Source organism: Streptococcus sp. SPS1, assembly GCF_030439915.1.
In the GTDB taxonomy this organism is placed as follows: domain Bacteria; phylum Bacillota; class Bacilli; order Lactobacillales; family Streptococcaceae; genus Streptococcus.
On record NZ_JAQFJG010000001.1, the window covers coordinates 164,737 to 182,648 of the forward strand.

The window sequence follows — 17,912 nt, forward strand, 5'->3', positions numbered from 1 at the left end:
TTTTCCTACTTCCTTAACTAGAAATATATGAAAATTTTCAAAAACTTTCATGTATTCCAATAAATTAGTACTATTATATCACATTTTAGCCGGATTGAGAAAAGAGTAACAAGCTATTCTCCACTCTCCAGTTCATCCATGTCTTGTTCAAACTTTTTCCATATTAAAATGAAATAAAATCTGAACAAATCGATTAGGAAATTCAATTCACTTTCTGGTAATGTCTTAGAAGTCGTAGTGTACTTTTCTATATTCAGTTCACTATATTTCTTTTTTATTTTAGAAGAATATAAAAAGCGAACAAAATTAGTGTTCTGATTTCCAGAATTCTATCTTGTTCGCTTGGTTATTTCAACTATTATTTTGTGGAACGGATAGTACAAAATAGCAGAATGGATATCCTATCTCTTACTTTATCTATCCTCCACCCACTCACCGTTAGCACTAACCTTGTAACCATCTGGTGTTATTGTGTCAATTGCTAAAGCACCTGAACTGTAGGCATAATACCATTTTCCTGATACCTTGAACCATCCAGTCTTCATAGCCCCTGAGTTGTCAAGATAATACCAGGTAGTGTTATCTTTAAACCAACCAGTTTTCATAGCTCCTGAATTGTTTAGATAATACCATATGCCATTGTCTTTGACCCATCCTATAGCCATCGAACCTGATTTATTCAAGTAATACCATGACTCCCCTGTTTTTATCCAACCAGTCTGCATCCAGCCTGACTGATCAAAATGATACCATATGCCCTTGATTCGTTCCCAACCGTTTGTAGTATAGGAACCATCTGCATGCTGATACCACCAACGGCCATCTTTTTTAATCCAACCTGCTGTGATATTGCTCGGTAATAGCTTACCTTCTGTACCACTGATATAGCGGTACGTTACGCTATACGTTGTTGCTGGAGTTGTGCCCGTCGTGCTTTCTGACGTTGCTGTGAAGGTCCATGTTCCTGTCACAGTTTCATCAGCCGTTCCTACCGTTACACTGGCTTTATCCCATGATGCGAAGTGCCATACACCTTTGTTGGCTGTATCTTCCACATCTGTTTGACCTGTTGGACTTGCTACTACTTCTCCTGGGTGTTTGTCGCTCACTGTTGCTGGAGCTGTGATATTGCTCGGTAATAGCTTGCTTTCTGTGCCACTGATATAGCGGTACATTACGCTATACGTTGCTACTGGGGTTGTGTCCGGTGTGCTTTCTGGCGTTGCTGTGAAAATCCATGTTCCTGCCACAGTTTCATCAGCCGTTCCTACCGTTACACTGGCTTTATCCCATGATGCGAAGTGCCATACACCTTTGTTGGCTGTATCTTCCACATCTGTTTGCCCTGTTGGGCTTGCTACGACTTCTCCTGGGTGTTTGGCGCTCACTGCTTCTGGAGCTGTAATGTTGCTTGGTAATGATTTGCCTTCTGTGCCACTAACGTAGTGATAAGTCACGCTATAGGTTGTAGCTGGGCTATCCGATTGTATCGCTCCACCTTTTGCAAAAATGCTAAGTGGGACTGTATCAGATGACCAATCATCTGTATAAGTAATTGTCAATGTACCATCATTATTAAATCGGTATTGCAAGGCTCCCGCATATGTTTGAAAAACAGCAGTTTCCCCAAGAGACGGGACATGGCTCTTCAAAAAAGTAGTAATCTTAGTTTGATCTGCAGGAGTAATTTCACCTCTTAATGTTGAAAAATCAGACAATACCACCTTGTTATTCTCAAACAAACCAGCCATTAAATCTTGGTGTTCCGATTCAGCAACCGTTGCTGTCTTTTTATTAACTTCTAAAATAGTCTCTGCTGACTCTAATTTTTTTAATTGTTGAGCAGCCAAATCTTCCCCAACTGGAGGTAATACAGACTTCATTGAACTAGCAATCTGCCTTAACTCTGCATACTTAGCAGTCAAGACTTCATTAATCCTTCTTAGATTAGATATATGTCTAACCCCTGCAGTATCCTCTGTTTCTCCATCTCTAACTGTGATAACAACCGTGTTGTATTCTGGATAAGAAGCAATCAGCTCTTTTATTGTTGTGTCATAGGCCTGCGCATTCGAATTGATTTTTACAGCTTCATTATAGGTATTTTCTACCTCTTCTAGTTTTGATTTTGCTGTTGTCAGTTTTTCTTGAAATTCTTGCCACGCAGATGCTTCATAATCAGATTCTTGTTTAGTAGACAGTGCTTGTACTTTATTTTTTAAGTTCTGTATACTGGTTGGCAAAACCGTTGACTTTGCTCCCTTAGCAATTGTTTCTAAAGCCTGATGGATATATTCCACTAAGGAAGCATTATCAACAGCAGTTTGATTCACATAATTAGCATCCTCTACAGACATTGATGCCTCTACATGATTTACACCTATCAAAGCATCTGTGAAAGCTAACCCTACCACAACTGACGCTATCCCAATTTTTAATTTTCTTATTGAAAATTTTCTATGCTTGTTCGAAAAATTATCTTTCATCTAATCTAGCTCCTCAATTTAAGAGTAATGACCAATACCATTTACCAAGTCACTCATTTATATTAAGTGACTCCACCTGTACCCCAAGTATATTACCTATCATCTCAAATTTTTTAAATGATAGACTGAAACCTATTTTTAGACCATTTTTCCACTAAAAGACTATCAATCAATAAGTTCGGTATTAAATTGTCTTCATTTTCACAATTGATTATTCTTAATATCCTCTTTATTTGATATCATAGACCTCCTGCATAACAAGTATAAAATACTAATCGTTACGCAGGAAACCTATCTATCCTTTCAAGTAAGAAATAATCAGCAGGATATATTTGCAAACTTCAAAGCACTTGTATGTCAAATATCACGAGATACTTACAAAAGTTTAAACAAAACAACTTTTTATGTTTATACTCAATGAAAATCAAAGAGCAAACTAGGAAGCTAGCCACAGGCTGTACTTGAGTACGGCAAGGTGACGCTGACGTGGTTTGAATTTGATTTTCGAAGAGTATTAATCTTCTTTTCTTCTACCTACATATAAACTCAATAGGATACCACTGCCTAGAAGAAGGAAAAGGTAATCTGATTGAGTTCCCGTTTCAGGTAACCTATTCTCATGATTTTCAAAAACTAGAGTTGGTACTATTGGGTTCGTATTTGCGGATGGTATTGGCATTTCTGGTGCCGGTTCATTTGGAGTTGGTTCTACCGGTTCTGCTGGTGTCGGTGCACTTGGAGTTGATCCTACTGGTGTCGGTTCTACTGGTACAACACCAATATACTCTGGTATTTCATGAACTGGCGGCTCTGGTATTTCAAATCTTGAACCACCTGGTTTCGGTGAGTCCGGTTTTGGTCCTGTTGAACCTTCTGGTTTCGGCGAGTCCGGTTTTGGTCCCGTTGAACCTTCTGGTTTCGGTGAGTCTGGTTTTGGTCCCGTTGAACCTTCTGGTTTCGGCGAGTCTGGTTTTGGTCCCGTTGAACCTTCTGGTTTTGGTGAGTCCGGTTTTGGTCCCGTTGAACCTTCTGGTTTCGGCGAGTCTGGTTTTGGTCCCGTTGAACCTCCTGGTTGGTTGTTACAACCACATTTACCATCTCTAATTACGGTTGTTATTACACCACCATCAGTATTGACAATTGTAATTGTATGAGTACCGTCTCCATTATCTTTAACATTAACAGTTGGAGATTTACCATCTTTTCCATCTTTAATTACTGTTTCTGTTTTACTGCCGTCTGGATTGATAATTGTAACCGTGTGTGTACCATCATTATTGTTACGAACAGAAGCTGTTGGAGATTGTCCATCTTTGCCGTCTTTAATAGTAGATGTATATGAATGACCATCAGAATCAATGATTGTCACAGTATGAGTGCCATCTCCATTATCAATAATTTTAGCTGTCGGAGATTTACCGTCAAAGATTGTCGTACTGGTTTCTTTACCATCTGTACCTGTTACTTTAACAGTGTATGAACCATTATTGTTATTAATAACTTCTAATTTTGGAGATTTGCCGTCACGGACTGTTGTCGTTGAAGTTGTACCATCAGAGTTCACAATTGTTACTGTGTGAGTGCCATCTCCATTATCGACTACTCTAGCCGTTGGAGATTTGCCATCATGGACAGTTGTTTCAGAAACCGTGCCATTACCGTTTTCTACACGAATCGTGTAAGTACCGTCTTTATTATCTTTAACAGTTGCTACTGGGGATTTACCATCTTTAATGATTGTTTCAGTAGTTGTTCCATCTCCATTCACAACAGTGATTTTATGCGTTCCATTATGTTCGTCAGTAACGCTTACGGTTGGAGATTTACCATCATAGACTGTTGTTTCAGTCGTTACACCTTCTGGATTTGTAATAACAATAGTATGGCTTCCATCTCCATTATCACGAACAGATGCAGTTGGAGTACGTCCATCTACTCCATCTCGACCGTTCTTCACAACAAATGTAGTCTCGGTTCCATCTGGATTTGTAATGGTTACAGTATGATTTCCATCATTGGTTTCAGCAATTGTTGCTGTTGCTGCTTTACCATCCTTCCCATCTTTGATGATAGTATTTCTAACATTACCGTCTCCATCTGTCACTTTAACTGTATGAGTGCCATCGTTATTATCCGTTACTTCAACTTTTGGAGTTTTTCCATCTTTACCGTCTCTAATAATCGTTTTTTTAGATGTTCCATCTGGGTTTGTTACAGTAATCGTATATGTTCCATCTGGATTTTCCGTTGTGACAATCGTTGATGTCTTACCGTTTTCACCATCTTTAATTTTAGTGGTTGATTCAGAACCATCAGGATTATGGACAGTAATCGTATGAGTTCCATCTCCATTATCTGTTACCGTAACGGTTGGAGATTTTCCATCTGCTCCGTTGTCGCCTTTTAGCCCGTCAAGGATTGTAGCAAGAGGTTTTGTAGGATCTAATGGTTGCCCCGGATTTGCTGGATCTTCTACATAAATTTTCGTTTCATTGCCATCTTTTTTAGCAACTAGTGATTTGCCGTTTAGTCCATTTACTCCATTTCTAACAGTTGTTGTTAATGGTGGTTGGTTATCTGGTTGAGTAATCGTGATTGTGTGACTGCCATCCGGATTGTCTGTTACTGTTACTTTCGGCGTAAAGCCGTCTTTTCCATCACGACCTGCTGCTCCGGTTGCCCCAGTCGCTCCGGCAGCTCCATCGGTTCCGTTTGTACCATTTTCGCCTTTGTCACCTTTCAGTCCTTTGATGTTACCTGCTGGCTTCCATGCGCCATTTTCTTTTACGAATACATCGCCTGTTGCGGTATTAACGAAGGTATCGCCGTCTTTTCCTGTGTCTGGTGTCGGATCTGTTTTACCATTTAAGATATCTTTTCCATCTGCACCTTTTGGTCCTCTGATGTTACCTGCTGGTTTCCATGTGCCATTTTCTTTTACGAAAACGTCGCCGGTTGCAGTATTAACGAAGGTGTCACCATCTTTACCCTGAGTTTCACTTGGGTTTTCTGTTCCGTTCAAGATATCTTTTCCGTCGCGTCCAGCTGCTCCATCACGACCATCAGCTCCGTTTGCTCCAGTTGCTCCGGCATCTCCTTGCAATCCTTTGATGTTACCTGCTGGCTTCCATGCGCCATTTTCTTTTACGAATACATCGCCTGTTGCGGTATTAACGAAGGTATCACCGTCTTTTCCTGTGTCTGGTGTCGGATCTGTTTTACCATTTAAGATATCTTTTCCATCTGCACCTTTTGGTCCTCTGATGTTACCTGCTGGTTTCCATGTGCCATTTTCTTTTACGAAAACGTCACCCGTTGCAGTATTAACGAAGGTATCTCCATCTTTACCCTGAGTTTCATCTGGGGTTGCTGTGCCGTTCAAGATATCTTTTCCATCTCGTCCAGCTGCTCCATCATGACCATCAGCTCCGTTTGCTCCAGTTGCTCCGGCATCTCCTTGCAATCCTTTGATGTTACCTGCTGGCTTCCATATACCATTTTCTTTTACGAAGACATCGCCAGTTGCGGTATTAACGAAGGTATCTCCGTCTTTTCCTGTGTCTGGTGTCGGATCTGTTTTACCATTTAAGATATCTTTTCCATCTGCGCCTTTTGGTCCTCTGATGTTACCTGCTGGTTTCCATGTGCCATTTTCTTTTACGAAAACGTCACCCGTTGCAGTATTAACGAAGGTGTCACCATCTTTACCCTGAGTTTCACTTGGGTTTTCTGTTCCGTTTAAGATATCTTTTCCGTCGCGTCCATCTCGTCCATCGTTTCCGTCTACTCCGTCGTAGATATCCTCTTCGGTAATTTTTTCATCAATGCCTTCATCATAGATTCCATTATTGTTATTATCATAATAAACCGTAATATGAACTCCAATTTGTTTTCGTGTTGGTTGAGTTTCATCCACACTTCTTGCTCTTCTAGTTCTAGGTTGAGCTGGATTTTCATAAATTGGTGTTAATGCCACTTTTGGTGTACGACCATCTCGGCCGTTCGTTCCATTTTTCACAGTGACAGTAATTGGTTTTTTACCCTCTGGTTGAGTAACCGTGATTGTATAACTTCCATCTGGAGTTTCCTCTACACTTACTTCTGGTGTAAAACCGTCTTTCCCGTTGGTACCATTTGCTCCTGTTTCCCCTTTATCACCTTTCGTAATTTTAGGAACTACAGTTGCTGTAACTATTGGACTTGTAGCTTTATTTGGTTCTGTTTGTGTTACACGGATATTTTCACCTTTTACTACAGCTGTATCTATGGTAACTGACCAGGTTCCTTCCGAAACTGTAGCGGTTTTAACTGTACCATCTGGAAGGGTAATGTTAATCGTCGAACCGTTTATCCCTTTACCTGTAATGGTTGTAGCGCCTTCTATAATGGCATCTACCCCTGCTTCCTTAGATGGAACTAATCCCTCTTTTGCAATAACAGTGGCACTGATATCGTTACTAAGCGTTTTGTTTTCTTCTTTTTGTCGAGCAGAAATACTTTGCCCTTTTACGAGCGGTGCTGTCGTAGCTACTGTCCATGTTCCATCTACTGCAACTTCAGCTGTCTTCTCAACTCCATCTGGAAGGGTAACGGTCACTGTTGCGCCAGCAACACCACTTCCCTTAATCACATTCGTTCCCTCTTGAGCCTCTGTGATAACTGGAATTTTAGAAAGAGAATCTACTACATTCAAGACAAGGGTTTCTCTGGCTTCAGCACCGCCTAATGAATCATCATTTCGTGCGATAAAGGTAAACACAATACGCCCCGTTTTTGTTGGTGTTCCTGTAATTGTACGATTTGTAGGATTATAAGTTAAGCCATAAGCTCCTAGGAAATAATTAGCAATATTGGATTCGACAATTCCATAATCATATCCACTAACTGCATTGATAAGGGCGTCTGTTCCATAAACACTAGCATGTTCGTTTGGCTTTACAGTTACCTCAGCTATTGGAGTTCCAACTTGAACATTTTGCTCTCTAGGAGTAATTTCAATTGTGGCTGGAAGTTTCGTTACATGAAAACGTATAGTCGCTCTTTTATCGTTGCCACTTACTCCGCTTAGTCTTGCTGTCACTGTGACTGAATAGTCACCAACTTCAGTAGGAGTTCCTTCAATTCTTTTATGTACTGCATTATATGTTACACCAGATGGCAATCTACTCCCAACCTCTACATCTATCCCCTCTGCTGCAGTCAAGTCTACAGGTTCAATTGGGGATAAAACAGTCGTTGTTCGTTCTTGGTCTTCTATAAAATCAAATTCCTTAGCAGTAACTGTCAATGGGATATCGAGTGTTTTTGCAACACCTCCATAAACTCCCGTATATGTTTTAGACAGTGTTGTGCTCAGATGAATGGTATGATGTCCTACAACTGTAGGTGTTCCTGTTATCTTTCCTGAAGTTGCATCATAAGATAAGCCAAGTTCTGATAAGGCTTTAGGATAGTACTGCCCTTTGATTGTTACAGTTGGTACGGCAAGTGTAGAAAGTGCATCCTTAATAATGGTAATCTCGGGTATAGGATTTGTAGCTGTTACTGTAACCGAAGAAGGTGTAGCCGTCAAGATCGGTTCTAGTTTAGTTACTGTAAGAGTAACTTGCTTACTTGTTACTCGCCCTCCAAGTGTATCTGGCATAATCGCCCGAACATTAAATCTATAGGTACCTACCCCTGCTGTTGGAGATCCTGTAATTTGGTGAGTTGATGAATCATAACTCACCCCATCTGGTGCATATTCTAAATAAATTTTTGCACGTGAATCAAAATCCGATACCGTAATTGGAGTCATCCTTTCGTTCGCAGCAAATGTCTGATTTTCATGGTCAATAGTGAGTTCTGATATAGCAGGTAGTACTACAATATAAATTGTCTTCTCAATAGTTCTGGAAGCGTTCCTATCCGCATAGTCGTCCGGCATTGTGACAGAAACTGGAATTTCATAGACATAGGCTTCACCATATTTCAATTTACTTGGAGTTCCTGCAATGGTTCCTGTATGTGTCGCTTCATCATATGAAAAGCTCAAACCCTCTGGTAAATCACTTGGATCAATGTTCAATGTTGAATGCGAATCATGCTTGATTGTAATCGGTAAAATTTCCGTCCCAACAGGCGCTAACAGACGAGTTTTGTTAGAAGTATAGGCATCCGTTGGTTGTGTTGGCGAACTGATTGTCAGGCTTGGGGTAAATCCTGTTACATTAATGGTATAGGTAGTGGTTGTAGTACGAAAAATTCCATTTGACCCTCTTCTACTAATTGTTGCAGTGAGCTCATAGCTACCAACTTTATTCGGGATTCCTGTAATTTGCGTTCCATCCTTGCTAATTTTTAGACCAGAAACTAAAAAACCTTTTCGATATACCCCTCCATAACCCGTATAGAAATCATAGGAATCATCCGTACGATAGGTTACATTTGCATCATCAGGCGCATTTTGTAAGCCAAGACCAGATACCTCCGATAATACCGGAACTTCTACAGTTTCTGGAGGAACGACAAATTCTTTCTCCTTCACAGTTAGATGCACAACAGTCGACTTAAAAACTCCATCCTTAATAGCAAGAATTGGAATCACATATTTCCCTTCATAAAGACCCTTCCCTATAATTTTGTTACCCTCAAGTCGAGTTCCTTTGGGAAGCTTTGTCTTATCAACCTTAATGGTCACCCCTTCACTTGGAGTTGTTGTGATAACCATTTCTTTCCACTCTTCACCTTCAAAAATTTCTTGGTTATCATTGGTAACAGAAATCGTCAAATCTGCTACTGGATTAGGATCTATGTCATAATAAAACTCTGTAAAGGTTTCGTGCTTTTCCCCATTACCATCTATAAATGTCACATAGACACGTGCCTTTTGTTGGGATGGAGTAGATTTCAACCCGTAAATAGAGATGGTGGCGTTCGAGTCACTGGTGTTCCCTTCAAAAAGAGCATAACCCCCGCTTGGCTCCACACGAATTCCTGTAATTTTGGAGTTGTTTTCCATCGAAACTGGTATCGGGCTTGGAACTGTTCCCTCGCGCCAATGCTGATTTGGGATCGGATTGATAGCATCTACAATCTCAAACTCAAATGTCCGCGGAGCACCCGTCTGATAGTGACCATCATGTGCCTTCACTGAAAATGAATATTTCCCCATGGCAACTTTCGTGCCTGCTGTTTTGACCACATAGGCTTCTGTTGGATGTCCTTCCGTATCCACCTTTCCAGGAACTGCTCTCAACTCAACCCCTGCTGGAAAACTATCTGCTTTTATATAGGCATTGTCTTTATTAAGCGTGACTTTTCCTAGGATTTGTTCCTTATCAGAAATCGGAAGTGAAACCTTATCGGTCGTTTTATCTATATAGTCTTCATTCGGTTCAAAAAGAGCATCCGCATTGGTTAGCGCATAAGTGCGAGTTGTTCCATCAAGATTTCTATAAGCAGAAATAGAATTTTCATACGTTGTAAAATTCAATGTAATCGTTTTGACCAAGCCCAGACTATCAGTCATTTGAAATTTCACTGAATAGTCTCCTGCCGTTTTGGGTAATTTTGTAAATTGAAGGTAGTATGGGGTTTTATCTAGAATATAAGTATAATCACCTTTCAGTTCTCCACTTGACAAAGCATACTCTGGCATTGTTTGGAAATCGATAGCATTACCGTAAAATCCCTTATCAGGTGCCTTGTCTTTTCTTAAGTCCAGCAACTTAACTTCTACTCCAGCTGAAGCAGATAAAACATGAAAATCGGCAATGGATAAGCCTTGTTTATTATTGTTAGGATAATCTGTAGAACGGTCCATTGGAGCAAAGATGGGAAGCATCGCATAGTAGCGCTTCGTATCTGCAGTAGCATTTTCAATAGTTTGGTTATCCGTACTCATAAAATATCCAAAGGGAGTCGTTGGCATACGGAGTCCAATCGTAATGTCTGTTTTTGGTCCAGAAGAATCTCTATATTCGGCAGTCAAATCTCCATAACTAATAATCGGAGAAGTATGGTCAGGATATTTGTTACTTCTGCTACTATAAGAACCACTATTAATATTGTCAACAGTATTATCCTTAAATACGGGAACATAGGTTTCTCTGTCATCACTTGAAGATGCTAATACCATAAATCCAAAGTGAGTCGTTGCTGTAATTCTTATGGTTCCAGCTACTTTCACTTGAGGATTTGTCTTGGATTGGAAGCCAACCTCATAATCTCCTGCCATAGCTCTCGTTGGGGTCAGGGTGGCAGTTAACCAGCCACCTTCCAAGTCCAAAGTAAAGCCTAAACCCTTGGCTCCCTGGGTCATTTCTAAGTCAGAGGCTTCAATGTTTGTAAATCCAACCTTATACCTTATTTCATAAGTGTGTTGACCATTTCCAGGAAAAGTCATACTTTCGTTACTTGTGTAACCAGCTGTTCGATTTTCTAGGGTCAGGTAGGGTTGTCCAGTGACAGCAGGGATCGGATACTCTACTTTCCTCTTTTTCCTCGGTTTTCCCGTATCGGAGTTCTGGACTTTAAACGTCACTTTCCCAACGCTTCCTTCTACCAAGGTGAGCGTTTGATGGTCTGTAGCATTGGCAGGGAGACTCCAACCTTTGAGAGCTTCGTGTCCGTCTAAGGAAGCTTGAACCGTCACTTCCTTTTTTGCAACTGCTTCAAAGGTAGAAACCGTTTCTTCCTTGTCCTCACTAGCTAGGACAAGCCCTGATTTTTCATCCACGTAGTCAACTGTATACTTGAGCGTGACCGTACGGTTTGTAGCTTCTTCTTCTCCGAATCCCTCTACTTCGTAAACGAAGACATTGTCTTCTCCTTCAACAATCTCTTTGATCATAGTCGTTGGATTACCGTCTGGGACATAATAATTCTCTAATTGGCTATCATTTGCAAGCTCCGCCCCAATTTCTGTGACCGTAGCTCTCGCCTTTGCTTCACTAGTCTCAACAGTCTTTGTCTTGGTCACCTCATGAACCACTGTCTTCCGTTGACGGTCAACATAGCGGACTTTGTAGACGATACTGACTGCTCGTTTAGGAGTAGTCAGTCCTTCACTCGTCCCCCTTTCTCCCCTTGAGTCAGCCTCCTCAGTCGGATGCACCCCTGGTTGAGACGAGGTGACGATAAGGTGATCTGTTTCAACATCTGACGTGCTCGCTCCGCTAGTCTCCACCCTATCCAATGGCTTCGAATCAGAGGCAGTAGCATTTTCTTCTGCTTGTACAGGGGATAGCAAGGACCCCATCAACACAGCCGGCCCCACTAAACCAATCAAAGCCGAATTAGCCCCATAAGCCTTATATTTACGGATAGAAAATATTTCCTTATGTTCTCCTTTTTTCACTGTTCTTGCTCCTTTTCTATTTCTCTACTTTAGTTCCAGTTTGACTTATTAAAACTTGGGAGAAAGATAACCTGTTTTGACTTTTCAACCACTTCTTCTGAACGAGTGATATCTGCATCCAACTCTTCTTTTATTCGAACAAAATCCTCCGTCTCCGAATTCTCAAAAGCCTCTTTATATCGTCTCAACGTTTCTTGTAACTCTTTAGACAACTCCTCTTTCTGCGCAACCACTCTATTCTTGATTCCATTTAGAGTTTCCATTGATTGATTAAAGCGTGCAAATTCATCTGATATTGTTTTATTGGCATCACAGAGCAACTCTGTCGCTTCTTGCTTGGCTTCTTCTACCAAACGTTTTGACAATTGTTTCGCATCAATGATAGCCTCACGAACCAGCTCCTCTTGAGAGCGAAATTTATGTAGTTGAGCATTCAACTGTTCAATCATTTCTGATTTTCCTTCAAGTTCTTGTTTGAGGTGTGCTTTTTCCCCCTCCAAACGGCTAATCAAATCATCGACTTCCCTTTTCTTATATCCAAAAAGACTTCTTCTTATATTTCCCATGTTTCTTTCCTCTTTTACAACGGCTGAGTGTGGATTCAAATCTATCACATTTGTATTTCTTTACCCTACTTTACTAAGTCCTTCTCAGCTTGAGTTCCAACTGATTTTTTTCTTCTTCATTTCATAGTCCCTTTCCTCTACTTTAGCTCTATGTACGAAAAAACATATAACGTTGCAACATTACATGATTTCTAATTTATTCACTTATTTTTCCTATATTTTAACTTTCCTAGGCGCCAAGGCAACTTCTTTACCACTTTATCATTCATATCCTTACTTCTACACTTGTTTCATTAGCAAGGATAAAAAGCAAAACCGCCCTAGAAGTAAACTAGTAAGAAGTCCTTTTTATTCCTCATTAAAAATTCTCTTATACTTTTCTTACGTTTTATTGTGCATAAAGTCACATAATAATTCTACCCCCCCCCCCCCCGAAAATTTGTCAAGGGTTTTTGTATTAAGTTTTTGTTACATTTTTGTTACTTACTTTCCATTTTTATAAGAAATAGCTACTAACTCCAAAGTGATACGGATACTCTTTTATAACGGATTGAAACAAGATATGAGCAAAACGATTAAGAAAGTCAAACGAATTTCTAATAATGTTTAGAAGCCAAGGTGTACTGTTCTAGTTTCAATCTACTATAGAAGTCCTTGTGTACTATTCTAGCTTCAATACTATATATAACAAAAACCCACCAACCTGAGTTGATGAGTCTTTAATCTATTTTCTAAATTTCCACTGGCTGTAAATCCCGAAACCGATAATCCAGATAGCTGAACCAATTGCTCCTACAAATGTAGACTCTTGTAAAAAGAGGGTTACAAAGACAAAGGCAAAGAAGAGCATGGTTAAAGGATTTAGGAAACGATAATGGGGCATGAGATAGCCATCCGCCATAAAGTCCTGTGACTTGCGGTATTTAAGGTGAGCCACCATAATCAAGATATAAATGGCGATATAGACACCAGATGATGAAGCCGTAATCAAGGCAAAGGCATCCGAAACACCTGGCAAGACATTGATAAAGGCTGCTAGGGCAATCAAAACCGCTGAGGCAATGATGGCATTTTGTGGCACGTTATGACGAGAAAGAGTATCTGCTTTAATCGCCTTTAAGAATGGATTTGGCGAATCATGAGCAATCTGGTACAAATGGCGCCCTGTTGAATAAAGGGTTGAGTTAAGGGCAGATGCTGCTGAGGTCAAAACGACGAAGTTAATCAAGGCTGCTGCCCACTTGACACCGGCCAATTCAAATACTGTAACAAAGGGAGAATCCGCAGAAGCAAGCTCACGCCATGGAATGATAGCCATGATGGCTAAGAGGGCACCACCGTAGAAAAAGGCGATACGCAAAGGAATTTCCTTAACGGCTTTTGGCAAGACCTGACGTGGATTTTTTGTTTCTGAAGTCGTTACCCCGATAAACTCAATCATGAGGTAGGCAAAGAAAACCATCTGGAAGGCCATGACAAAGTTCACTCCACCATTTGGGAAGAGGGAGAAATTGTCAGCAATATTGGCTAGACTTGCTACTCCATGAGGTGTCTTAAAGCCTGTCAAGACCATAAAGACTCCTGTTGCAATCATAGCTAAAATAGCCACAATCTTGACCATCGCAAACCAAAACTCAACTTCCCCAAAGAGCTTCACCGCAATCAGATTAACCAAGGCTAGAATGGTCAAAAATCCAATCTCAATCATCCAACTCGGCCAAGTTGGGAACCAAAATTGCACATAATGTGCGATAGCAGTGATTTCCGCCATACCGATAAAGACAACAGATAACCAGTAAGACCAAACCGAGAAATAGCCCCAGCCCTTACCCAAATGGCGCGTGATAAAGTTGATAAAGGTATGTTGCTCAGGATCTTGATAGAGCATTTCCCCAACCGCACGCATCATGAGGAACATGAAAGCCCCTGTAATCATATAAATCAGTACAATGGACGGACCTGTTAGGCTGATAGAGCGACCTGCTCCCAAAAAGAGTCCTGTTCCGATTGTTCCAGCGATGGCCATAACCTGCACATGACGATTGGTCAGACCACGCTCCATCTTGTTTTTTTTCTTTGAACTCATATAGTCTCCAATTTCAATTCAATTTAAAATGGAAAAAGGAGTGAGTGAAGCGCACAGCCTCCCCACTCCTTTTTTGTTTTTAGGCTGTTTTTTCAACCTTTAAGATTTTTACATCATAGCTACCAACAGGTGTTTCAATCGTTGCTGTGTCACCTGTTTTCTTGCCAATCAAGGCTTGTCCAATTGGGCTTTCATTTGAAACTTTACCTGCAAAGGCATCCGCACCCGCTGAACCTACGATAATATAAACTTCTTCTTCGTCCTCACCAATTTCTTGGATAGTGACTGTTTTACCAATCGCTACTTCATCATCTGCAACTGAGTCACTATTGACGATTTCAGCGTAACGGATTTTTGTTTCCAAGCTAGAGATTTGTCCTTCGACAAAGGCTTGTTCATCCTTAGCTGCTTCGTATTCACTGTTTTCAGAAAGGTCACCGTATGAACGGGCAATCTTAATGCGTTCTACCACTTCTGGTCGGCGAACCAATTTCAATTCTTCTAATTCTTTTTCAAGTTTTTCCTTTTCCTCAAGGGTCATAGGATATGTTTTTTCTGCCATTTTTCTCAACTTTCTTCTGATGATATTTTCGAAAGAAAATTATGTGAAGTATCACATAATTTTAGTTTGTTTGGTTTAATTTGCTGTTGACATGTTCAGCGACATTGCGGTCGTGGTCTTCTTGATTATTAGCATAGTAGACCTTGCCTTCTGTGACATCTGCTACAAAGTAGAGGTTATCGCTCTTAGTTTGATTGATGCTTGACTCAATCGCATCCAGACTTGGACTATCGACTGGACCAGGCATGAGACCTACATTTTTATAAACATTATAAGGTGAATCAATGTTGGTATCAATCGCAACATCCTCAGCTAGGCTGATATTTTGCCCCAGTTTTCCTTGGGCATACAAGATTGCAATATTACTTTGAAGTGGCATATCACGATTCAAACGATTGTAGAATACACCGGCAATGAGCTTACGATCTTCTGTCTTGGCACCTTCTTTTTCGACCAAGGAAGCAATGGTCAACAACTCATTGACAGTCAAGTTTTTAGATTTGATAGTACTATAGTAAGGAGATAGGTTCTTATCCATAGCAGCTAACATCTCATCAATCAAGCTTTCAACAGTTGTGCTTTCCTTGATAGAGTAAGTAGCTGGGAAAAGATATCCTTCCAAACGATAACGAGCCCCACTTTCCTTTGTAGGCAAGCTTTCAAGTAAACTCGGATATTTGGCAACTTCTTGACTGATAAAGTTCTCATCTTGAACTTTTGCTAGGAAAGCCTCCGCTGTCAAAGGCTCTTTGAAGTCACCTTGCAATTGACCCACAGCTTGAGCAATCTGATCCAAGGTATAACCTTCTGGAATTGTCAAAGTCGCAAGGACAGGTTCTTGTGGTTCATCTGTTCCACCTTTTTGCAACTCTTTGAGTAAGTCTTCTGTACTCATACTCTTTTGCAAATTGTAGTAACCTGCTTTCAAGTCGGTATAATTTTTATACTTGGCATAAAAGCTAAAAATCAGACCATGCTTTACCAAACCAGCTTTTTCAAGCGTCGTACCGATTTCTTGAACGTTTGAACCGTCAGGAATTTGAACCGTCACATATTTCTTAGAATTAGCATCGATGGGTAACAAAGAATCTAGCACGTACTGGTAACCAAAGTAACCACCTGCTGAGAGCAAGGCAAGGAATACAAGGAATGAAATCACAAAGGCTTTCACATGTGACTTCTTCTCTTTCTTAGGCTTAACGGGTTTTGCTCCTTCTCTACGGCTACGACGTGGTGTATCGCTGATGATATCCACTGTTTCTGTAGCAGGCGTAGGTGTTTCTGGACCTGCTTGTTCTGCTTTTTTCTCTGCTGTCTTATAGGAAACAGCTACCCTTGTTGGGGTTTCATTGTATTCTCTTTCAAGTTTCTTAGGTCTAACAGGACCTGGTCCTGGTCTTGAACCACTTTCTTCCGCTGGAGAAGAAGGTACATCTTGACTTGGGTGACTTGGAACACCAAGAGTTTCTCTTTGAATCTCATCTGCTGGAGAAGCTGGTACATCTTGACTTGGGTGAGTAGGCGCAGCAGGAGCTTTTCTCATAATCTCCTCTACCGTTGACAAGGAATCAGCCATGAGTTCTTCAGCTGAAGGTTCATTTGCAGGAGTGCGAACTACTGCATTATCTTCTTTCAGAACTTCATCATAGCCTTTTACTTTTTCTAAATCTCTCAGAATCTGCTCTTTAAAGCTTAATTTCTCTTCTTCTCTTGACTTTTCACTCAAAAGTTTTTCCTCCTTGTTGACAATCCATAATATTATATCTTAAAAGTCCAAGAAAAGCAACCTATGATACTTTTCCTAGCTTATTTTTTATACTCAATGAAAATCAAAGAGCAAACTAGGAAGCTAGCCGCAAGCTGTACTTGAGTACGGTAAGGCGACGCTGACGTGGTTTGAATTTGATTTTCGAAGAGTATTAGCTTCCCAGACCATATCATACCAAGTTTCCCCTGCAAAGGTTGACTGAGACAAGCCTTCATTGACAAATCCGTGTTTTTCATAGTAGGCGATGAGATAGTCATGACAGGTTAGGTTAATGCCTTCTCTTTCGTGTTCAAGAGACAGTTTTTTCAAGGATGTCAGCAATTTCTGACCCAGTCCGAGTCCCTGTGCTTCCTTGGCAATAGAAAGACAGGTCACAGAGATATAACCACCAGTCTCATGACTATAGTCTTTTATTTCTTCTGTAAAAGACTGGTCTTGCAGATGGCGGTGGGGGCCAACTGGTCCTTCGATATAACCCATAATCCTGCCCTCTTTTTCTGCAACCAGAAACGAAGTCTGAATTTCTCGCAAATGCGCTTCAAAGACGGAGCGAGGAATGGCTTCTTCGACCGAGAAATTCTCTAGTTCAAGTTCAACAATCCGATCCAAATCTTCTAATCTTGCTTGTCTGATTTTCATTGTGCCTCCAGATAAAAGGGATTAAACCAAATCATACTAAAACCCTGGCTAGTTGCATAAAGCGAAGTTTCTTCATCAATAAAACCATTCATTTCAAAATAGGAAAGCAGCTCAGAAGGACTCTCCAAACGAATCCCTTTGTAATCCAGCTCAACTGCCACCTCTTTCAAGGCTGCAAGAAGAAGTGTTCCCAAGCCCTGTCTCTGATGGTCAGACTCAATGACTAAAGAATGTATTTTTAGACATTGCGGATTGTCTGACTGGGGACTTGATAGAATATAGCCTAACAGTTGATTTTCATCCCTAGCTAGAAGAAAGGTATCCGCACACTTACGGATACTTTCTTCTAAAATATGGGAAGTCAGCTGCTTTTCAGCTGGAAAAGACAAAGTTTGAATCGCCTCTATCTCAGCCAAATCAGACTTGCTTGCCTGAATGATCTTAATTGGAATTTCCATGGGAGCA

7 protein-coding genes and 2 pseudogenes are annotated in these 17,912 nt (G+C 40.6%); all 9 read right to left on the reverse strand.

Going from position 1 to position 17,912, the window contains the following annotated elements; all coding sequences use genetic code 11:
- Positions 1 to 413 precede the first annotated feature (413 nt).
- The 9 genes and pseudogenes from PCY12_RS00865 to PCY12_RS00905 all read right to left on the reverse strand — a co-directional run bounded on the left by PCY12_RS00865 (position 414) and on the right by PCY12_RS00905 (position 17,905).
- Positions 414 to 2,486 carry an SHIRT domain-containing protein gene (locus PCY12_RS00865; protein WP_301351124.1) on the reverse strand — a complete coding sequence of 691 codons (2,073 nt, stop codon included), beginning with the start codon at positions 2,484 to 2,486 and terminating at the stop codon, positions 414 to 416.
- Positions 2,487 to 3,000: 514 nt separating this feature from the next.
- A pseudogene (locus PCY12_RS00870) lies at positions 3,001 to 6,630 on the reverse strand (LPXTG cell wall anchor domain-containing protein); the annotation flags it as partial.
- 45 nt (positions 6,631 to 6,675) lie between these two features.
- A pseudogene (locus PCY12_RS10290) lies at positions 6,676 to 11,727 on the reverse strand (Ig-like domain-containing protein); the annotation flags it as partial.
- A 128-nt stretch (positions 11,728 to 11,855) separates the two neighbouring features.
- Positions 11,856 to 12,392, reverse strand: coding sequence for a DivIVA domain-containing protein (locus tag PCY12_RS00880; RefSeq protein WP_049512152.1), 537 nt, complete (start codon positions 12,390 to 12,392; stop codon positions 11,856 to 11,858).
- A gap of 724 nt (positions 12,393 to 13,116) precedes the next feature.
- Positions 13,117 to 14,478: an amino acid permease gene (locus PCY12_RS00885; protein ID WP_301351125.1), complete on the reverse strand. Its 1,362-nt coding sequence runs from the start codon at positions 14,476 to 14,478 to the stop codon at positions 13,117 to 13,119.
- A gap of 79 nt (positions 14,479 to 14,557) precedes the next feature.
- Positions 14,558 to 15,040 (reverse strand): transcription elongation factor GreA, encoded by a 483-nt coding sequence (gene greA, locus PCY12_RS00890; RefSeq protein ID WP_000818767.1) that lies wholly within the window; start codon positions 15,038 to 15,040, stop codon positions 14,558 to 14,560.
- Between the two features lie 61 nt (positions 15,041 to 15,101).
- Entirely contained in the window at positions 15,102 to 16,766 is a 1,665-nt protein-coding gene (gene mltG / locus PCY12_RS00895) for an endolytic transglycosylase MltG (protein WP_049512238.1), read from the reverse strand.
- Between the two features lie 123 nt (positions 16,767 to 16,889).
- On the reverse strand, positions 16,890 to 17,447 hold the full coding sequence (locus tag PCY12_RS00900; protein ID WP_049512241.1) for a GNAT family N-acetyltransferase: 558 nt from the start codon (positions 17,445 to 17,447) through the stop codon (positions 16,890 to 16,892).
- A complete protein-coding gene (locus PCY12_RS00905) occupies positions 17,444 to 17,905 on the reverse strand; it encodes a GNAT family N-acetyltransferase (protein WP_301351126.1) in 462 nt (153 codons plus the stop codon). Before PCY12_RS00905 ends, PCY12_RS00900 begins: the two co-directional genes overlap by 4 nt.
- Positions 17,906 to 17,912: the final 7 nt, after the last annotated feature.

Excerpts from the sequence above, each read along its gene's own strand:
- PCY12_RS00865 (WP_301351124.1), bottom strand. The coding sequence starts at position 2,486 with ATGAAAGATAATTTTTCGAACAAGCATAGAAAATTTTCAATAAGAAAA.
- PCY12_RS00880 (WP_049512152.1), bottom strand. The coding sequence starts at position 12,392 with ATGGGAAATATAAGAAGAAGTCTTTTTGGATATAAGAAAAGGGAAGTC.
- PCY12_RS00885 (WP_301351125.1), bottom strand. The coding sequence starts at position 14,478 with ATGAGTTCAAAGAAAAAAAACAAGATGGAGCGTGGTCTGACCAATCGT.
- greA (WP_000818767.1), bottom strand. The coding sequence starts at position 15,040 with ATGGCAGAAAAAACATATCCTATGACCCTTGAGGAAAAGGAAAAACTT.
- PCY12_RS00900 (WP_049512241.1), bottom strand. The coding sequence starts at position 17,447 with ATGAAAATCAGACAAGCAAGATTAGAAGATTTGGATCGGATTGTTGAA.
- PCY12_RS00905 (WP_301351126.1), bottom strand. The coding sequence starts at position 17,905 with ATGGAAATTCCAATTAAGATCATTCAGGCAAGCAAGTCTGATTTGGCT.